General features: G+C 43.3%; 19 protein-coding genes. 4 read left to right on the plus strand and 15 right to left on the minus strand.

The genetic code is table 11. The annotated features are described in order from the left end of the window. The first annotated feature begins 36 nt into the window (after nt 1-36). Nucleotides 37-1641: an ABC-F family ATPase gene (locus AB4405_RS07535; RefSeq protein ID WP_372060278.1), complete on the plus strand. Its 1605-nt coding sequence runs from the start codon at nt 37-39 to the stop codon at nt 1639-1641. Between the two features lie 91 nt (nt 1642-1732). Here the strand turns inward: AB4405_RS07535 and AB4405_RS07540 are convergent, their stop codons facing one another. Further along, complete coding sequence (locus AB4405_RS07540; protein ID WP_372060683.1) at nt 1733-2653, minus strand: homocysteine S-methyltransferase family protein; 921 nt, start codon at nt 2651-2653, stop codon at nt 1733-1735. Between the two features lie 275 nt (nt 2654-2928). On the opposite strand from AB4405_RS07540, the gene AB4405_RS07545 reads away from it, so the two are divergent. Then, nucleotides 2929-4197, plus strand: a complete 1269-nt coding sequence (locus AB4405_RS07545) for an O-acetylhomoserine aminocarboxypropyltransferase/cysteine synthase family protein (RefSeq protein ID WP_372060279.1) — start codon at nt 2929-2931, stop codon at nt 4195-4197. Nucleotides 4198-4403: 206 nt separating this feature from the next. After that, nucleotides 4404-5270, plus strand: coding sequence for a fructosamine kinase family protein (locus AB4405_RS07550; RefSeq protein WP_372060280.1), 867 nt, complete (start codon nt 4404-4406; stop codon nt 5268-5270). A gap of 98 nt (nt 5271-5368) precedes the next feature. Here the strand turns inward: AB4405_RS07550 and AB4405_RS07555 are convergent, their stop codons facing one another. The 7 genes from AB4405_RS07555 to AB4405_RS07585 form a co-directional block, all read right to left on the minus strand. Next, nucleotides 5369-5980 carry a LysE/ArgO family amino acid transporter gene (locus AB4405_RS07555; protein WP_372060281.1) on the minus strand — a complete coding sequence of 204 codons (612 nt, stop codon included), beginning with the start codon at nt 5978-5980 and terminating at the stop codon, nt 5369-5371. Between the two features lie 122 nt (nt 5981-6102). After that, nucleotides 6103-6294 (minus strand): CPXCG motif-containing cysteine-rich protein, encoded by a 192-nt coding sequence (locus AB4405_RS07560; protein ID WP_102467876.1) that lies wholly within the window; start codon nt 6292-6294, stop codon nt 6103-6105. Nucleotides 6295-6476: 182 nt separating this feature from the next. Next, entirely contained in the window at nt 6477-6938 is a 462-nt protein-coding gene (locus AB4405_RS07565) for a GNAT family N-acetyltransferase (RefSeq protein WP_372060282.1), read from the minus strand. A gap of 53 nt (nt 6939-6991) precedes the next feature. Then, nucleotides 6992-7405, minus strand: a complete 414-nt coding sequence (gene arfB / locus AB4405_RS07570; RefSeq protein ID WP_102532409.1) for an alternative ribosome rescue aminoacyl-tRNA hydrolase ArfB — start codon at nt 7403-7405, stop codon at nt 6992-6994. A 102-nt stretch (nt 7406-7507) separates the two neighbouring features. Continuing rightward, nucleotides 7508-7726, minus strand: a complete 219-nt coding sequence (locus tag AB4405_RS07575) for a VF530 family DNA-binding protein (protein WP_102467879.1) — start codon at nt 7724-7726, stop codon at nt 7508-7510. 445 nt (nt 7727-8171) lie between these two features. Then, nucleotides 8172-8312 carry a hypothetical protein gene (locus AB4405_RS07580; protein ID WP_198593075.1) on the minus strand — a complete coding sequence of 47 codons (141 nt, stop codon included), beginning with the start codon at nt 8310-8312 and terminating at the stop codon, nt 8172-8174. 258 nt (nt 8313-8570) lie between these two features. After that, the gene (locus AB4405_RS07585) at nt 8571-10235 is read right to left on the minus strand and encodes a mechanosensitive ion channel family protein (RefSeq protein ID WP_102532410.1); all 1665 of its coding nucleotides are present in this window, start codon (nt 10233-10235) and stop codon (nt 8571-8573) included. A 300-nt stretch (nt 10236-10535) separates the two neighbouring features. Between AB4405_RS07585 and AB4405_RS07590 the strand changes: the two genes are divergently transcribed. Next, nucleotides 10536-10787 (plus strand): GlsB/YeaQ/YmgE family stress response membrane protein, encoded by a 252-nt coding sequence (locus AB4405_RS07590; RefSeq protein WP_372060283.1) that lies wholly within the window; start codon nt 10536-10538, stop codon nt 10785-10787. Nucleotides 10788-10983: 196 nt separating this feature from the next. Here AB4405_RS07590 and AB4405_RS07595 read toward each other — a convergent pair whose 3' ends face one another. From AB4405_RS07595 to nrfD, 7 genes are all read right to left on the minus strand, one after another. Then, the gene (locus tag AB4405_RS07595; RefSeq protein ID WP_102467882.1) at nt 10984-11400 is read right to left on the minus strand and encodes a GNAT family N-acetyltransferase; all 417 of its coding nucleotides are present in this window, start codon (nt 11398-11400) and stop codon (nt 10984-10986) included. 4 nt (nt 11401-11404) lie between these two features. Next, entirely contained in the window at nt 11405-11704 is a 300-nt protein-coding gene (locus AB4405_RS07600) for an antibiotic biosynthesis monooxygenase (protein WP_372060284.1), read from the minus strand. A 56-nt stretch (nt 11705-11760) separates the two neighbouring features. Then, nucleotides 11761-12285: a GNAT family N-acetyltransferase gene (locus tag AB4405_RS07605; protein ID WP_372060285.1), complete on the minus strand. Its 525-nt coding sequence runs from the start codon at nt 12283-12285 to the stop codon at nt 11761-11763. A 131-nt stretch (nt 12286-12416) separates the two neighbouring features. Continuing rightward, nucleotides 12417-12884 (minus strand): ASCH domain-containing protein, encoded by a 468-nt coding sequence (locus AB4405_RS07610; RefSeq protein ID WP_372060286.1) that lies wholly within the window; start codon nt 12882-12884, stop codon nt 12417-12419. Nucleotides 12885-12993: 109 nt separating this feature from the next. Next, nucleotides 12994-13455, minus strand: a complete 462-nt coding sequence (locus AB4405_RS07615) for a cytochrome c-type biogenesis protein CcmH (protein WP_372060287.1) — start codon at nt 13453-13455, stop codon at nt 12994-12996. A gap of 19 nt (nt 13456-13474) precedes the next feature. Continuing rightward, complete coding sequence (locus AB4405_RS07620) at nt 13475-15526, minus strand: heme lyase CcmF/NrfE family subunit (RefSeq protein WP_372060288.1); 2052 nt, start codon at nt 15524-15526, stop codon at nt 13475-13477. Nucleotides 15527-15771: 245 nt separating this feature from the next. Continuing rightward, nucleotides 15772-16728 (minus strand): cytochrome c nitrite reductase subunit NrfD, encoded by a 957-nt coding sequence (gene nrfD / locus AB4405_RS07625; RefSeq protein WP_372060289.1) that lies wholly within the window; start codon nt 16726-16728, stop codon nt 15772-15774.

A 16728-nucleotide genomic window follows, 5' to 3' on the forward strand; every position in this document is an offset into this window, starting at 1 on the left:
AGTAGATCGACAACTATAATACCTAGGAATACTTCTTTGATATCTACCGCTAACATCACCATGCAATTCGGCGCTGAGCCGTTATTTGAAAACATTTCAGCTAAGTTCGGTAACGGTAATCGTTACGGCTTAATTGGCGCCAATGGATGTGGCAAATCAACATTCATGAAGATTCTTAGCGGTGCATTAACTCCGAGCTCCGGAAATGTCTCGATTACTCCAGGGCTTAAGCTTGGTGTCCTAAGCCAAGACCAATTTGCCTTTGAACAGTACAACGTTATCGACGTTGTCATCATGGGTGATCGCAAGTTATGGGAAATAAAACAAGAACGCGACCGTATTTATTCACTTCCAGAAATGAGTGAAGAAGATGGCATGAAAGTGGCCGAGCTTGAAAGTGAATTCGCTGAAATGGATGGCTACACCGCAGAAAGCCGTGCCGGTGATATTCTCATCCAGGCAGGTATAGAAGAAGAGTTTCACTTCGGTTTGATGCAACAGGTTGCGCCCGGCTGGAAACTGCGTGTTCTTCTCGCTCAAGCATTGTTTGCAAACCCAGATATTTTGCTACTTGATGAACCAACCAACAACTTGGACATCAATACCATCAACTGGCTTGGCGAAGAGCTCAACCAGCGTAAGTGTACAATGATCATCATTTCGCATGACCGTCACTTCTTGAATTCTGTGTGTACACACATGGCTGATATCGATTATGGCGAGCTTCGCATTTACCCTGGTAACTACGAGTACTTCCTAGAGGCGTCTGGCCTGATTCGTGAGCAACTGCTTGCTGGAAATGCAAAGAAAGCAGAGGAAATCAAAGAACTACAAGATTTCGTTAACCGTTTTGGTGCAAACGCTTCAAAAGCAAAACAAGCAAGCTCTCGCGCCAAAAAAATGGACAAAATCAAGCTAGACGAAGTTAAGTCAACCAGTCGTATTAGCCCATCGATTGATTTTGGTGAAGGCAAGAAATTACATCGCCAAGCATTACAACTGCAAGATCTCGGCCATTCTTTTGATGACGAGCTGCTATTCGAGAAAGGTAATCTACTACTAGAAGCCGGGACTCGCTTAGCGGTTATCGGTGAGAATGGTGTGGGTAAAACAACACTATTACGCTGCTTAGTTAATGAGCTTGAGCAAACGGCCGGCGTTGTTAAATGGTCTGAAAATGCATCTATCGGCTACTGCCCACAAGACAGCACCGCTGACTTTGATAATGACCTTAGTATCTTCGATTGGATCTCACAATGGCGCACCGTTAAGCATGATGACCTCATGGTACGCGGTATTCTAGGTCGTTTATTGTTCACCGCTGACGACGCCAACAAAAAGGCGAAAAACTGCTCTGGTGGAGAAAAGAACCGCTTGTTGTTTGGTAAATTAATGATGCAAGACGTGAACGTTCTTGTTATGGATGAACCAACCAACCACATGGATATGGAAGCCATTGAGTCACTCAATAATGCGTTAAAGAAATACGAAGGTACATTGATTTTCGTTAGCCATGACCGTGAGTTTGTTTCTTCTCTTGCCACTTCCATCATTGATGTAAAAGACAAAAAATTGGTTCAGTTCCAAGGGACGTATAATGAGTACCTTGCACACCAAAAGAAAACACTGGCGCTAGGATAATCTAAAAGTAATTTAGCTTACCCGCAGACACGAAAAAGGCAGGGATTACCTCATGGTAATCCCTGCCTTTTTACTATCCAATATCCTGACTCTACTCGGTTAAGCTGCCTTGCCATTGTGAAAGTGCTTTTATATGCTTTGGGCCTATTCCACAACAACCACCGATAATTGAAGCCCCCAATTCATGCCAGCGTTTGGCATAAATCAAGTAGTCATCAGGTGACAACTCCCGCATGGATTGAAGTGTGCCATTGGCTTCATGCCCCGATACGATTGGCATGAAATTATTCGCGTAAACGCCAATCGTCATCTCATACGGGGCATTGCTATTCGCTATCTGGTTCGCAATGACTTGGTTTGCATCTTGTATTGCCTGCTCCATAACTTCAGGTACTGAGCAATTAAACATGATCCCTTGCACATTGTTTCTACAGGCCAACATGATTGCTTCAGTGACAGTGTCACCCGATCTTAAGCTCGCGACTGTCGTCGCAGTGTCATCCAAACTGAACGCATAGAACGTAGTCTTATCTGAAGTTTTCAAAATCGAATGTGTTATCTCAAACTCTTTCAGGCTTGAGATCGTCTCTACAATCCACATATCGACATAAGGGGCTTGCGCGTCAAACAAGGTTTGAATGATCGAGTGAGCTTTGTGCTCTTCGAACAAGTCCGGACGATAACTCCCTAATGGCGGAGGAATAGCACCCGCAACTAGCACTCGTCCATTACCGGTAGACGTCGCAACTGAAGCCGCTATCTCTGCCGCTTGTCGCGCCAATATCGCCCCTTCTTTTTGGTAGCGCGCCTCACCTAGGTGAAACGGCACGCAAGCATAGCTATTCGCTATAATAATCTGAGCACCTGCATCAATGAAATTTTGATGCGCTTTACGGACATAATCTGGTGACTCTATTAGCGCTTGAGCACTCCATAGAGGTTGTGAAAACGGAGCGCCTATTTCTTGAAGCTCTCGCCCCATTCCGCCATCCAATATTGTTAATGGTTTCATAATATCGCGATCTAAATTATTCATTGAACTCAACCTTGAGAATATCAGACAGCGTAGCCTAGTGCCATTTCAGAATTTTCCTCTATTGTAATAACAGCAAAAGACGTGATCTCACCGGTTGACTCATTCATCGTATAAATTAAATAATGGAGACTATTGGTTAAATCATGCCCCCTATACCACGACATAGGGTTACTATCTAATTACTCGCTCGTACCCAGTTGGCAGTATGATGTCAGGAGCGATAAAACATCACGACTATTCAAGGAAGAACGATGAAAGACGAAACCCTTTCGATTCATTTTGGTTACGAAACCGACCCAACGACAAAATCTGTTGCCACACCCATCTATCAAACCGTCGCCTATGAATTTGATAACGCGCAGCATGGTGCCGATCTGTTCAACCTGGAAGTACCGGGGAATATTTATACCCGCATCATGAATCCTACCAACGACGTTTTAGAAAAACGAATGGCTGCACTAGAAGGCGGAATTGCCGGATTAGCGGTCAGTGCAGGCAGCGCTGCGATTAATTATGCCGTGTTAACCTTGGCACAAATCGGCGATAATATTGTTGCCACCCCGCAATTGTACGGGGGATCGTACACCCTTTTTGCTCATATGCTGCCAAACCAAGGCATCGAAGTTCGCTTTGCTAAAGATGATAAACCAGAAAGCTTGGCGGAACTCATCGACGATAGAACAAAAGCTATCTTCTGCGAAAGCATTGGTAACCCTGCAGGTAATATCATCGATTTGGAGCGCGTTGCAGAATTAGCTCACGCGCAAGGTGTGCCCGTTATCGTCGATAATACCGTCGCGACGCCAACGCTTTGTAAACCTATTGAATTTGGCGCCGACATTGTCGTTCACTCGCTGACTAAATACGTAGGTGGTCACGGAACAACGTTAGGTGGCATGATTGTCGATTCAGGCAAGTTCCCATGGTCAGAACATAAAGATCGCTTCCCTGTTTTCAATAAACCCGAACCCTCATATCACGATGTCGTTTATGCCGAAGCCTTTGGCGAAGCGGCCTTTATTGGGCGAGCTCGTACCGTTCCACTTCGTAACACCGGGTCTGCACTCTCCCCAATGAATGCGTTTATGCTCATTCAAGGGTTAGAAACCTTGTCTTTGAGAATGGAGCGTCACACTGAAAATGCGCTTAAGGTTGCACAATATCTATCAAATCATGACAAAGTCGCATGGGTTAATTACGCAGGACTACCCGATTCTCCGCATCATGCACTTGCTGAAAAATACATGAAAGGGAAACCTTCGGCTATCCTCTCGTTTGGATTAAAAGATGGCTACGATGCCGGCGTGCGCTTTTATGATGCGCTTGCCATTTTCAAGCGCTTAGTAAATATTGGCGATGCTAAGTCACTGGCGTGTCACCCAGCGTCTACCACCCATAGGCAACTCAACGAACAAGAACAGAAACAGGCAGGCGTTTCTCCAGAAATGATTCGCCTTTCTGTGGGTATTGAGCATATCGACGATATAATTGCCGATCTAGAGCAAGCGCTGAACGTTTAAAGCGTTCCTGAGGTCGGTGCTCTGAGCGCCGACTTTTATCACGCCCACACCTTTCGATTTTTATCCATTAGATTTACCCAAGTATCATTTTTAAGTGTCTAGATTTTCGTTTCCAAAAACAACAATGACTAAGCTGTGTCGATTATCACTGTATACATTGCAAAGGTGTTCTAAAATACAAAGAGATTGATTAACGGGAGTGGCGTATGTGGCAAGCGATTTCAGACCAACTATCAGACACATTGATGTTCAAATTTAACATCAGAGAGCATGTAAAAATGGAAGGTGGCGACATCAACCAATGTTATATGGTGAGCGATGGTGAGCAGCGCTATTTTATCAAAACCAATCATAAAGACCTTCTACCTAAATTCGAATTAGAAGCAGAAAACCTGCACTCCCTTCGAGAAACCAACAGTGTTCAACTCCCAGAAGTCGTGTTAACAGGTAAAACTAAAGAATGTGCCTTCATCGTACTCAACTACATCCCGGTAAAACCGTTAGATGTGGCAGAAAATAGTTATCGCTTTGGGACCCAGCTCGCCAAATTGCATAAGTGGGGTGAACAAGCTGAATTTGGTTTTGACCACGATAATTATATTGGTGAAATCGTACAACCAAACCAATGGCATAAAAAATGGTCTCGTTTTTTTTCCGAGCAACGCATTGGTTGGCAGCTTCAACTCCTCAAAGAGAAAAAAATCAGCTTCACACACATCGGTAATTTTGTCGACTTAGTCAATGAACAGCTCGCAGGTCATAACCCAAAACCCTCTTTATTGCATGGTGATTTATGGAACGGTAACGTTGCCAATACCGCGTTTGGTCCCCTTTGCTTTGACCCAGCCAGTTACTGGGGAGACAGAGAATGTGACCTGGCGATGACTGAGTTATTTGGCGGCTTCCGGCCGGAGTTCTATCAAGGCTACGAAAGTATTCTCGCAATTGAACCTATGTATGAATACCGGAAAAATATCTATAATTTGTACCATGTACTCAATCACTGTAATTTGTTTGGTGGGCAGCACTTAGAAGAAGCTGAAAAGTTAATCACAACGATTCAAGCATCATAATACCCATCAAACTTCATTACGGTTTAAGCCACCTTGCAGTAAAATGACAGCGGCTTAACGTGGTGGATTGCAAATAGCTCCATGCATCGTGGAGCTATTCAACGCCAAACCAAACTCATTGCAATCACTAACATAATGCAGCCAACTACTGCTTCTAATACCTTCCACGATAATGACTTACTAAATAACGGTATGAGTAAACGAGCACCGTATCCAAGAGAGAAGAAGAACACAAACGATGCCATAACGGCACCAACACCAAACGACAATTGCGATGGCGCATATTGTGTTGAAATCGACCCAAGCAGTACGACAGTATCTAAATAGACATGCGGGTTTAACCATGTCAAAGCAAGGCAAACCCCTAACGTTTTCCAGAGGCTAGACGTTGACTCACCTTCTGGAGTCAGTTGGTGCTCGGCAGTAAAGGCCGAGCGGAAGCTTTGCGCGCTGTATACAAACAAAAATATCGCGCCCGCATAACGTGCCACGACTTCGATCTGTGGATACGATTCAATCATCACTCCAAAACCGCCAACGCCAGCAGAAATAAGCAGTGCATCCGAAACGGCGCAAACCAAACACACCCAGAAAACGTGGTGCTTTTTCAAACCCTGCTTAAGAACAAACGCATTCTGAGCACCGATAGCCAAAATGAGCGAAATGCTCAGTGAAAAACCAGTGACGAGAACGTCAAAATCTAAACCCACGCTTTTAAATCCCTACAACGAAATTGGTGTCAAACATTTTACCCTACCCCAAAGAAACAGAATAGCGCCACCCTCTCTCGACGAGGACGGCTATTGGCTTGTGATTTATACTCCATTAATGACTAACATTCATCTTCATGTCGCACAGAAACAAATAATTCCTCATCGACTATCGTGATAGCAAATACAATGGGTCGACAACAGACATAGCAATCTTCTACGTAATCTTGTTCCCCATTTGAGCCATCGATAGAGGTCTCAAACGTTTCGCCACAATAAGGACAGTCGACAAATTTAAATTCTACGGTTCCCAATGTTAGTTCCTCTTAAGCGCTATGTAATTAATAGCCTAGCTTAAAATCAACATTGTTTGTCGCGCTATGTAACTTGAGCCTTTAGATAGTAGATTTTAAATAATAAGTGCTGTGGATTTTAGATTCCTAGCGGCTTTAGATACGCTAGGTGCTTTAGATACACTAAGGGTGTTTTAGATACGCTAAAGACGTAACCGCTTGGTCATAAATACGCTATTTGGATCAAGCGTATAATCAGCAAATGGCGAGCAATCTACAAAGCCAAAACCGCGATACAAGCTTCTCGCTGGATGAAAAAAAGCCTCCGTTCCGGTTTCTAGGCTCAAACGCTTTAAACCTTGCGCCTTAGAAAAATCAAGGACATGACGAACGAGTAGCTTAGCCACTCCTTTTCCACGCGCGGCACTCGTTGTGCGCATTGATTTGATTTCACCATGCTCGTGGTCGAGAACCTTGAGTGCCACACACCCTACCAAATCATCTTCAATCCATGCTGACCAAAATGTAATCTCTGGTCGCTGTAATCCTGTAACATCTAATGCATGGACACTTTCAGCTGGGGACGTCGCATGCATTTCGTCTAGATGTTCCTGCAAGAGCACTTGAATCTGAGGGCCTTGCAAGTCGTCTTCAATAATTCTCATCAGTATTTCCTTATACTTGTTGATTCATCTTTTTTATTGATATTGGACTACCGTTAATCGGAAACCCTACCACGCAATGCTTTGGTATTGCCTTTGCGTTTCTTCGAGTCCATCCTACGTTTCTGTGAATTGCGTGTAGGCTTGGTCGCGCGCCTCGCTTTTTGGACCACAGCAGACGATACAATCAACTGCTTGAGTCTTTCTAGGGCATCTTCTCTGTTCTGCTCTTGAGTTCTATAAGCTTGCGCTTTAATAATAATGACCCCATCTTTCGTTATCCGTGAATCTGAAAGTTTGAGCAGGCTTTCCTTGTAGAAATCGGGAAGTGTCGATCTCTTGATATCAAAGCGTAAGTGTATCGCAGAGCTTGTTTTATTTACTTTTTGACCACCCGCCCCCATCGATCGTATCGCGGTAAGTTCGATTTCCCATTCGGCTAGCTCTACGGTGTTGGAAATTTTAAGCATTCGTGGCTCTATTTGGAAATAACATGAAAATGATAATGTTGGCGGCGCCCCAACCAAAGAATAGCTCTAACTGGGAGGAGCGAGACATAGGTTGAGTCTAGTTTAGCTGAAGGTTGACACATACAAGGCTTCTACCTTGTCTCTCGCCCATTGAGTTTTTCGTAAAAACTTCAGTGATGACTTAATCGATGGGTCATTGCTGAAGCAGTTAACGTTAATGTGATAATACAAATCATCCCAGCCATAGTGCTCGACTAAGCGCGTTAGAATTTTTTCTAATGTTAAGCCATGCAAAGGATTATTTTGTTGCTGATTACTCATGAAAAGAGTCCTAATAAAAAATCGAATAAACGGGAGTGACAGAGCATTATCGCAGTGAAATCACACACTAGAAGCCTGCGCTTGTTAGGCAACACTCACAATGTGACAAGCTTATTATGAATTGCAGATGGGATCAAAGCTAATGGCACACTTATTCGAATTTGACTTCGTTTTGGGTGAATGGTGTGCACTTGAAGTGAGGTGATGTAGAACGTCAAGTAAACGCTAATTAGAGTGACGACAAACTCATATGTCGTCCGAACGCATAGGAATATAACCTAAATGATATATTCACTCGAAAATTAAATAATCATAAGATTGATAATTAATATTAAAACACTCAACAGTGTCAGGTTAAAAAATATAAAAGGGGAGCTCGACACTCCCCAATATTAAGCAATAAAAAGGTAATAGAAAATTGAATTGCTAAATATTCTTTATTGCCTTATTCGCTACTTTCCACTCCTGTACAGAGAAGCTCTGCTGCTAGCACCCCTGTACTCAGGGTGATACCCGCTACCAGTAACACCGCTGCGTATTTACTCGCAAGTATACATAATCCAAGGGTATTGATTATTTTTTCCATATCGTACTCCTTTGAGACATCCACGTTAATTAATCTATGTTAATTTTAGTTCACCCATGAATTACAAATTGAGAGTTCAAGCGACAATTAGTGTATAGAGTCAATTTTTATGGTATAAAAAATGATAATTCCACAAATTTACAACTGCTTACAAAATAAGACTTTGGTATTATTAAAAATAAGATAAATAGAACAACATCATGGGTAACTTTACTCAGCAATATTCACTAAGTAAAGTTACCTGCCTACCGAGTTGTCTTACGATTCTTTTTTGTCAATCATATGCAGATGCACATCCTGTTGAGGGAACGGTATTGAGATGCCCTCTTTATCAAAACGAAGCTTCACCTCTTTCGTCACATCCCAGTACACGTCCCAGTAATCATCTGTCTTGACCCATGGTCGAACAACAAAATCAACTGACGATGTATTTAGCGTATGTACTTTAATCATTGGTTCAGGTGATTTGAGAACGCAAGGATGAGCCGTGACGATATCATTAAGAACAGACTCAGCTTTTAGCAGATCGTCACCATAGCCGATGCCAAACACCATATCGACTCGACGAGTACGCTCATGTGTCACATTTTTAATGACATCCCCCCAAATCTTGCCATTAGGGACAATAATAATCTGGTTGTCAAAGGTGCGGATTGTCGTATTAACCAAGCTCATATGGCTTACCTTGCCATCAACGCCACCAGCAAAAACGAAGTCCCCTACATCAAACGGACGGTAAATGAGAAGCATCATCCCAGCCGCAAAATTAGACAATGTATCTTGGAGTGCAAAACCAATAATAACACCCGCAATACCAAAACCCGTCAGCACCGGCGCAAGGTTTAAGCCTACTTGCGACAGGCCTACCATGATACCGATGATCCAAATAATGTTGCCCGACATTGATACAAAGAAGTTTTGCATCAAATGAGATAATTTGAAGTTCTTTGTCACCACAGCTTTACTAACAAGCTTACGAACCAACTTCACTATCATCCTAGTGGCCATCAATATGAGGATGAAAATAAACACTTGGAACAATTGTTGTGGTGCATTATCAGCAAGCCATGTTAACCCTGCATTCCACCATTCACTTAATAGTGACAAAAACACCTTAACGTTCAAAATGTCTTGCGTAATACTACCGGTGACCTGAAATACCTGCCGTTTATATTCAGAGGTCTCAAGATCCATGTCGTCCCCGAGAACGATCAGCTCCTGTAAACTCGTGGTTTCAATAGATAAGCGCTGTTTAGTAATCAGTTGCGTCATTTGCAATGCCGCTTTTTCTGACTCTGGCGCAACCGCTATTTGCGTCGCCACAGTCTTAACTTGCTGATCAAAATACTCGACCGAAGCGGAGATCAAACGCATACGTTTGGCTATACGTAGAGCGAGCGCTTGTTCTAAGTCGGAATTTGGCTCTTTTAATTTTTGCAACCAAGTCAAATTTTGCCAGCTACTATCGTAAGTGGAATCTAAATAGTCTTGCAATTCTCGGTATGTGTTAAGAATCGACAGTTTTTCTTCATCTTTCGCTGAGTTAAACGACTCATTAGCTGATTTTATTTTGTCTTCAAGATACGTTTTCGCCCCTTGAGTGTACTGTTGTTGCAATATTACTTGTTCCAACAATAAAGGCTTAGGAAGTACACCTTTATCAACTGCAGTATTTATGACCTCACGCAATTCATTGTTTTTATTAAACAAACGAAATTGGATTGCATCTTTTTGGTCACCGGTGGAATGTTTCAAAGAATCCGCGAGTTCTTGAATTTCTCGATTGACACGATCTAACGCTAACTGCTCTTTGCTCTGCTCGCTCTCTGCCTCGACTGACGCATACGTTGGAACACAAAAACCGAATCCAATCAGAAACAACAATAAGGTTAATGGCGCTTTTACTATCCGTGACACATTCATTCCCTACTCCTTGATGGGTTTGATTACCGATACCTTGGAAAAACTTCTAACTTCTAACTTCTAACTTCTAACTTCTAACTCATCATCCTAGATTTGATGATGGATGTTTAAAAGCAATTCATTGATTAGCAGACCCATTCAATAATAGATCATATTTTCACTGGTATAGCATTGGAGTCGAAGAGAATTCGCCTGCACTTCACAAATAAATATCTGCTTATTTACTGAACGATAACGTTATTGGTCTATGATTAGCAAACGTAGTATTAACAATTGCTGTGGCATAGTAAGGGAATGGTTATGGGTATTTTATCTTGGATTATCTTGGGGCTCATCGCAGGCGCACTAGCAAAATGGTTGATGCCGGGTAACGATGGCGGCGGTTGGTTAGCCACTATGGGGCTTGGTATTGCCGGTGCTTTTGTGGGTGGGTTTCTAGGGAGCTTCCTCGGCTTAGGCGGAGCAAATGGCATCAACATCGGGAGTATTGTGACCGCAACTTTAGGTGCATTTGTCTTGCTCTTTGTCTATAACCGATTCATTAAAAATTAAGCATTGATGACTATCAGGTCATGGCTTTTTAGTTTGTGGTAGCGCCGGGCATGCTCAGTCGACGAAAGCAGCGCGAACACCGTGTCGGTTTCTACCACTCGTTTGGTTTACTTCCCTCAACCTTAAAGTTCAGCTTATCTGTCTTAGATTCAATAGCTCGAGTCGGTACTAAAACGCTTAGTATGTTAAGCATCGATTAGATATTTAAATTGGCCGATGCATTAAAAGAGTACATCTTGATTTCCTTTCGATCTTCCCACCCCAGTGAGCGATAAAACTGTTGCGCATTTTCATTTTCTGCTGTGACAAAGAGGTGTGTTTTGCGGATACCAATGAGACCAAGGGCGGTTGTCGCCTGCTCGATAAGCCCCTTACCAATGCGCTTGCCACGGTGTTTATCTGCCACCGCAAGGTGCTGTATATAGCCGCGACGTCCATCTGTCCCAACGAGTACGGCGCCAACCATTTGTCCACCCACGGTAGCCACGAAGCTTAAATTCGGGTTTTGATCGAGATAGTCAGTAATGCTTTCACGACTATCCGCTTCTCTCAGCTGCATATTTTCCGTTATGCCCCATAACGCAATAACCGCATCATAATCGGTTGTTTGCATTTCTCTATAACTCACCTTCACTTGAGTACCTCCTTTTTAACTCGACGACCTCAACGTTATAGTCGTGATACCACGTTTCCTTACCTAGGCGTTGCGCTTCCTTATGCAATGGATCTTGATGCCATTTTTGTATGTCTTCTTGGTTATGCCAATATGAAATGGCAATTTCTTTATTCCCTTCCAATGACGTAACAAAATCAATGCAACGATATTTTGAAAACGCTAATGACCTCAGACGTGCGGCCATTCTTTCATATTGTTCGTTAGGGTGCTTCATTGTTGCTCGAAATATAACCGCATACATAATCGTTAATCCATTTTAAAACCGGTCCCGACGGCCGCTCTTCACGCCGCTAACCGTCAACGCTCAAAAATCCGGTCATCATAAACAACACCGTCGATGGCGTAAGCATTCGCTATTTGTTCAATGAAAGTAAACCCACATTTAGTCAACACTCGTTCAGACGCTTTATTACCCTCTGTAACGACAGCAGAAAAATAGAGTGGCCGGAGCGATTGTTTTTCCCATGACAACTGTGCCCATAACAATAACGCTTCGAGTGATTCCGTAGCAAAACCCTTACCTTGATGTTCAGGAGCAAGTAAATACCCAACTTCCGCTCTACCTTCGTTGATGATAATACCCGTAATGCCTATTTTTTGTTTGGTGCTCTTATCAACAATAGTTAAACATAGCCAATGATGAGAGGTACAACACCACGGTGGCAAGCGTGACTGAAATCGTTGTTCAATCTCTTGATCGCTCGGAGTATCAAAGCACAATCGCGTCACATGAGGGTTTTTATGAAGCTGTTTAAAAATATCTTCATCACTAACATTAATTTGGCGCATTTTCAGGCGACGACTTTCAAACTTAATAGACATCCTTAATCATTATTCCTCGTTTCTTATTCTTTATTAACTTGCGTGCTCTAAGTGAAGCATAATAAACGAAACGTGTCAGAGACCATCGAGCACTCAGAAACAGATAATCAACCATCGCCAGGCCATAAATATTAAACCGGATAGACTTTTTCAAACAGTTCGAGGACGAGCTCATCTCGAGTTGTGAAGTGATGCCCTAGCTCAGAAGAATGGCGTTGAAAGAAGTCAATATGGGTACGTCGCCAAGAATCATACGTTCTATCTCCCTCACCTTCTTGATACGCAAACTCTTCCGTCACACTATCAAATGGGCAAATAAGGACATCGGTCAGCTTAATAATGCAGATAGGCATCTCGGCCCAGTTGAGAACCACTGCGACTCTTCCAATTTGGGGCAGAGGTTCGTGATCAATGTCGTAACCTATTTTTAAGCTGCAACTGGCCGTCTTGATTCCTGCATTAATAAGCCTTGCACACTCGTTAGCGTTGTATTCATCAGCGCAAAAGTATTCTGCGACCACATCAGGGATCCTTGACCTCTCATGTTGAGATAAGGTAGTAAGATACTCATTCAAAAATGCGCTTTGCTGTGGCGTCATAACCCTTCATTCCCATTACGGTGTTAAGATTCGTCTATGGTACAGGGAACCACAATACATTAATTAACTATTGGCGTACTCCGTGTCGTCGGCACCATTTATCATTTCGTTATTTTGGCCTCAGCACACGATAAAACATCGAGACGATGAGTAACAACGCTACGACGATGGGCAACCCCCACAGCACCATATTTTGCCTTGAAAGCGCCGGTTGATACAGAACGTGTTGTCCATATCGTTCCACCATATAGTCTTTTACTTCTTGGTCTGTTTTCCCTTGCTTAATCAATTCAAACACTCGCAGTCGAATGTCTTTAGCAACGGGTGAATTTGATTCAATCAAATTCTGATTTTGACACATCGGGCATCGAAGCGTCTTCGCTAATGCAATCGCATCTTTTTGCTGCTTGATAGAATCAAATTCAAATAATTCAACCGATTGTGAATTTTGCGCTACCGCACTAGGAGCAATGAAAACAAAACAAGATAAGATAGCCGTGAGGAATAGCCGTCTACTCATGTTTTCAGATAGCCGTAACCCAGCCGTACCGACGACTCTAAAATACAACACGATGCTCCTACTGATCCAGTTACGCAACATCATCCGCCTTCATATTTGAAGAAACATATTTACCCGGTGATTCTGGTCGAGTTCTCGGCATAGATGGCGCATAACTAGCTTGACCTGTGCGCTTACTAAATAACACACCTGTAACGCCAAGCACCATAATCAATGCGCCCAACCAAATCCACCGAACGAAAGCTTTGAACTGTATGCGCACCGCATAGTGTGAAGCATCAATTTTTTCCCCAAGTGAAATATAAATATCACCGTGCCAAAAGGCCGTCATCGATGGCTCAGTCATATTCATCACTCGTATCGGATAATGTCGCTTTTCCGGAGTCGCAAGCCAAGTGTGCGCCGATTCATCTGATATTGAATCCAATGTTTTAATTTCAATGATTGCACGCTCTGCACTAAATGACTGAGTTACATAGAGCTCCGTAGAAACATAACGAAGTTGATAATCGCCAAATTCTACTTGAGATTGGGGGCCTAACTTACGTGTCATCTCGTAGGAATATTCACTGTTCATCGCGGCACCAAAAGCCGTAACCGCCAGCCCGATATGCGCCATTGAGATATAAACACATCGTCTGATCATCTTAGAGGTGGATTGAGGGTTCAGACAAACTCTGTACAACCCGACCCCATGGCAGCCAATTACCCATGTCGCCCCCCAACACGTCCACACTGCCCACATCGACCAATCGGCACCCACATATTGATTTCGCGTGACGTAATAACTCACAACCGTGGCTGATACTCCCAACGTTACCACACCTATCCATAGCGAAGTCCGCATCAATGAATAAGGAACCACAGCATTCCATTTAAGCAAAGCAGCGAAGCCAACCACGAATAATGCCACTATTGCCAGCGGGGCAATAAGTAAATTGAAGTAAGGTGCCCCAACAGAAATATTACCCAGTCCAGCGAACTCGTACACCATTGGATAAAACGTGCCAAATACCACGATGATCGTGGCTAACGTAAAGAGGTTTGCGCACACCAACAATAAAAAGCCCTTATTCAATATCCCTTTTAATGGTTGTGATTCAATACCATCAATCCGCTTAACAAGCGTCAAGAAAGACAAAACAAAAACCAGGGTTAATATCGCTAACAACGTAAAGCCTTTACCTGGGTCCACCGCAAAGGCATGTACGGATGTTAGCACCCCAGATCGAACAATAAACGTACCGAGTATACTTAAACAAAACGTCACAAAAGCGAGAGAATAAGTCCAGATAAGTAACTGTTTCTTAGTTTTAGAGGCCAGTAAAGTGTGCATCAGAGCTGTCGCCGTGAGCCAAGGTAATAGGGAAGCATTCTCCACCGGATCCCAAAACCACCAGCCCCCCCAACCCAGCTCGTAATAGGCCCACCACGACCCAACCGCAATGCCGACGGACAGAAATATCCATGCGATTAACGTGAATCTTTTTGCGATGATGACCCATGTCATGGTCATGTCGTTTGCGAGTAATGAACCAACAGCAAGTGCCAACACCGAAGCAAACCCCACATAGCCCACATAAAGCAGCGGAGGGTGAATAATCAAACCAATATCTTGTAGCATCGGATTTAAATCACGGCCTTCTAGTGGCAATACTTGATTAAATTCAAACGGATTAGACGCCAGCAAGGTAAACCATGAAAAAATAGCCACGAACGCTTGCATGATCCATGTGGCGTGGATGAGATATCGATCTGATTGACACGATAATGAACGGGATAAACTCCATCCCCAAAGCGAAAGCGTCACTACCCAAAAAAGCATCGACCCTTCATGGCCACCCCATGTCGCGGCAATTTTAAAAGGCAGTGGTAGCTGGCTATTCGAGTTATGGGCAATGTAGCTTAGTGAAAAATCGTTAAGCGCAAATCCGTAAGCCAGAATAGCCATCGATACAAAAGCAAAGAGTAACGCGAGAACACTGGTTATACGAAGTGTGCGTGATATCTTGCCTACATGTTGTTCTGCATTAGCTAAGGTCGCGGTAAACCCCAAGCCCGCACCTAACGAACTCGTCATGGCCGCGCAAATTAACGTGAACAACCCAACATAGCCGATCATAAAGCCTCGGTAGAAACAGTAAGCACAATTGAGAAATAGTTTTTGATTTCAATGCTCTTGTAGGTGCTGATAATAGACTCCTCCATCCACTCACTTTCGATATTAAAAATAGGCGTAGATACAACTATGCCGCACGGAAAGTAACGATGCCGCACGAAAAGTAACGATGCCGTCATTCCTTTTTCGTTATGAATGACGGCATTACGCCACGTTAGAACCGTAGCGGAGCAAAAACGTTAGTCAACCTAAACAATCGTCATTTGACCGGCGTACAACACGAAGGTTCTCAGCATCAATACCCCTAATAAACTTAACGTTGTCACGACAAGAATAAAACCGTGATTGTGCTTCACCTTATCAGAGCTAAAGAAGTTCATCGCTAATGGCAACAACATGCCGAAACCAATCACGCCATACCAGAACCAATTGGACCAAAAGCCACCGCCGATAGCGTTCCAAGCCGCCGCTTCATTCTGACCACCACTAAAGATTAAGCCTGTAAAGAAAGTAATGATCACAAATAGCTCAAACAAAACGACTGGACGTTCGAATCGATGTACCCACTTCACGCTTGGGCTATGCGCATCCTCTTTAAAGACTAAGATCCCAAACAGTAAACTTGCCGCCGCACCCGATGATAAACTAGAAAATAAGAACAAAATCGGCAGCACCGGATTGTTTAACATTGGATAGGTCTTTAACGCGGATAATAAAAAACCGGTATACGCGGCAAGAGCAATCGCCAACACACCCAAAAACACCTCGAGTCCATTCTCAATTTCTTCCAATTTAATCAGAATAGTTTCAACAAAGTCGAACTTACTGCCTAAAACGTCCATGATTGGCTTGCGGAAAATCATCCCTATCCACACAAACAAAACCACCATATAAACTTGGAACAAAATCACCCCCATCGACATCACGGAGGTCGGATTAAAGTAAATCATGATTTTCCAAAACTCGAGCGGTTTAGTGAGGTGGAAGACCAAGATCAACAATCCAACAATAATGCCAAATGGAGCTAACCATGCCATCGCTTTTAATATGCCGTTATCTGCCGGGTTACCTTCGATAACATGACGCTTCAAATACAGCGCAATCATTACCGCCCCTGCCGACATCCCTGCTAAAAACAGATAGATAGCAATGATCCAATCCCATACTAACGAGTCAAAATGAAATGCAGTTTCCCAGATACTCAT

Source organism: Vibrio sp. 10N.261.51.F12 (genome assembly GCF_041471725.1).
Taxonomy (GTDB): Bacteria; Pseudomonadota; Gammaproteobacteria; order Enterobacterales; family Vibrionaceae; genus Vibrio.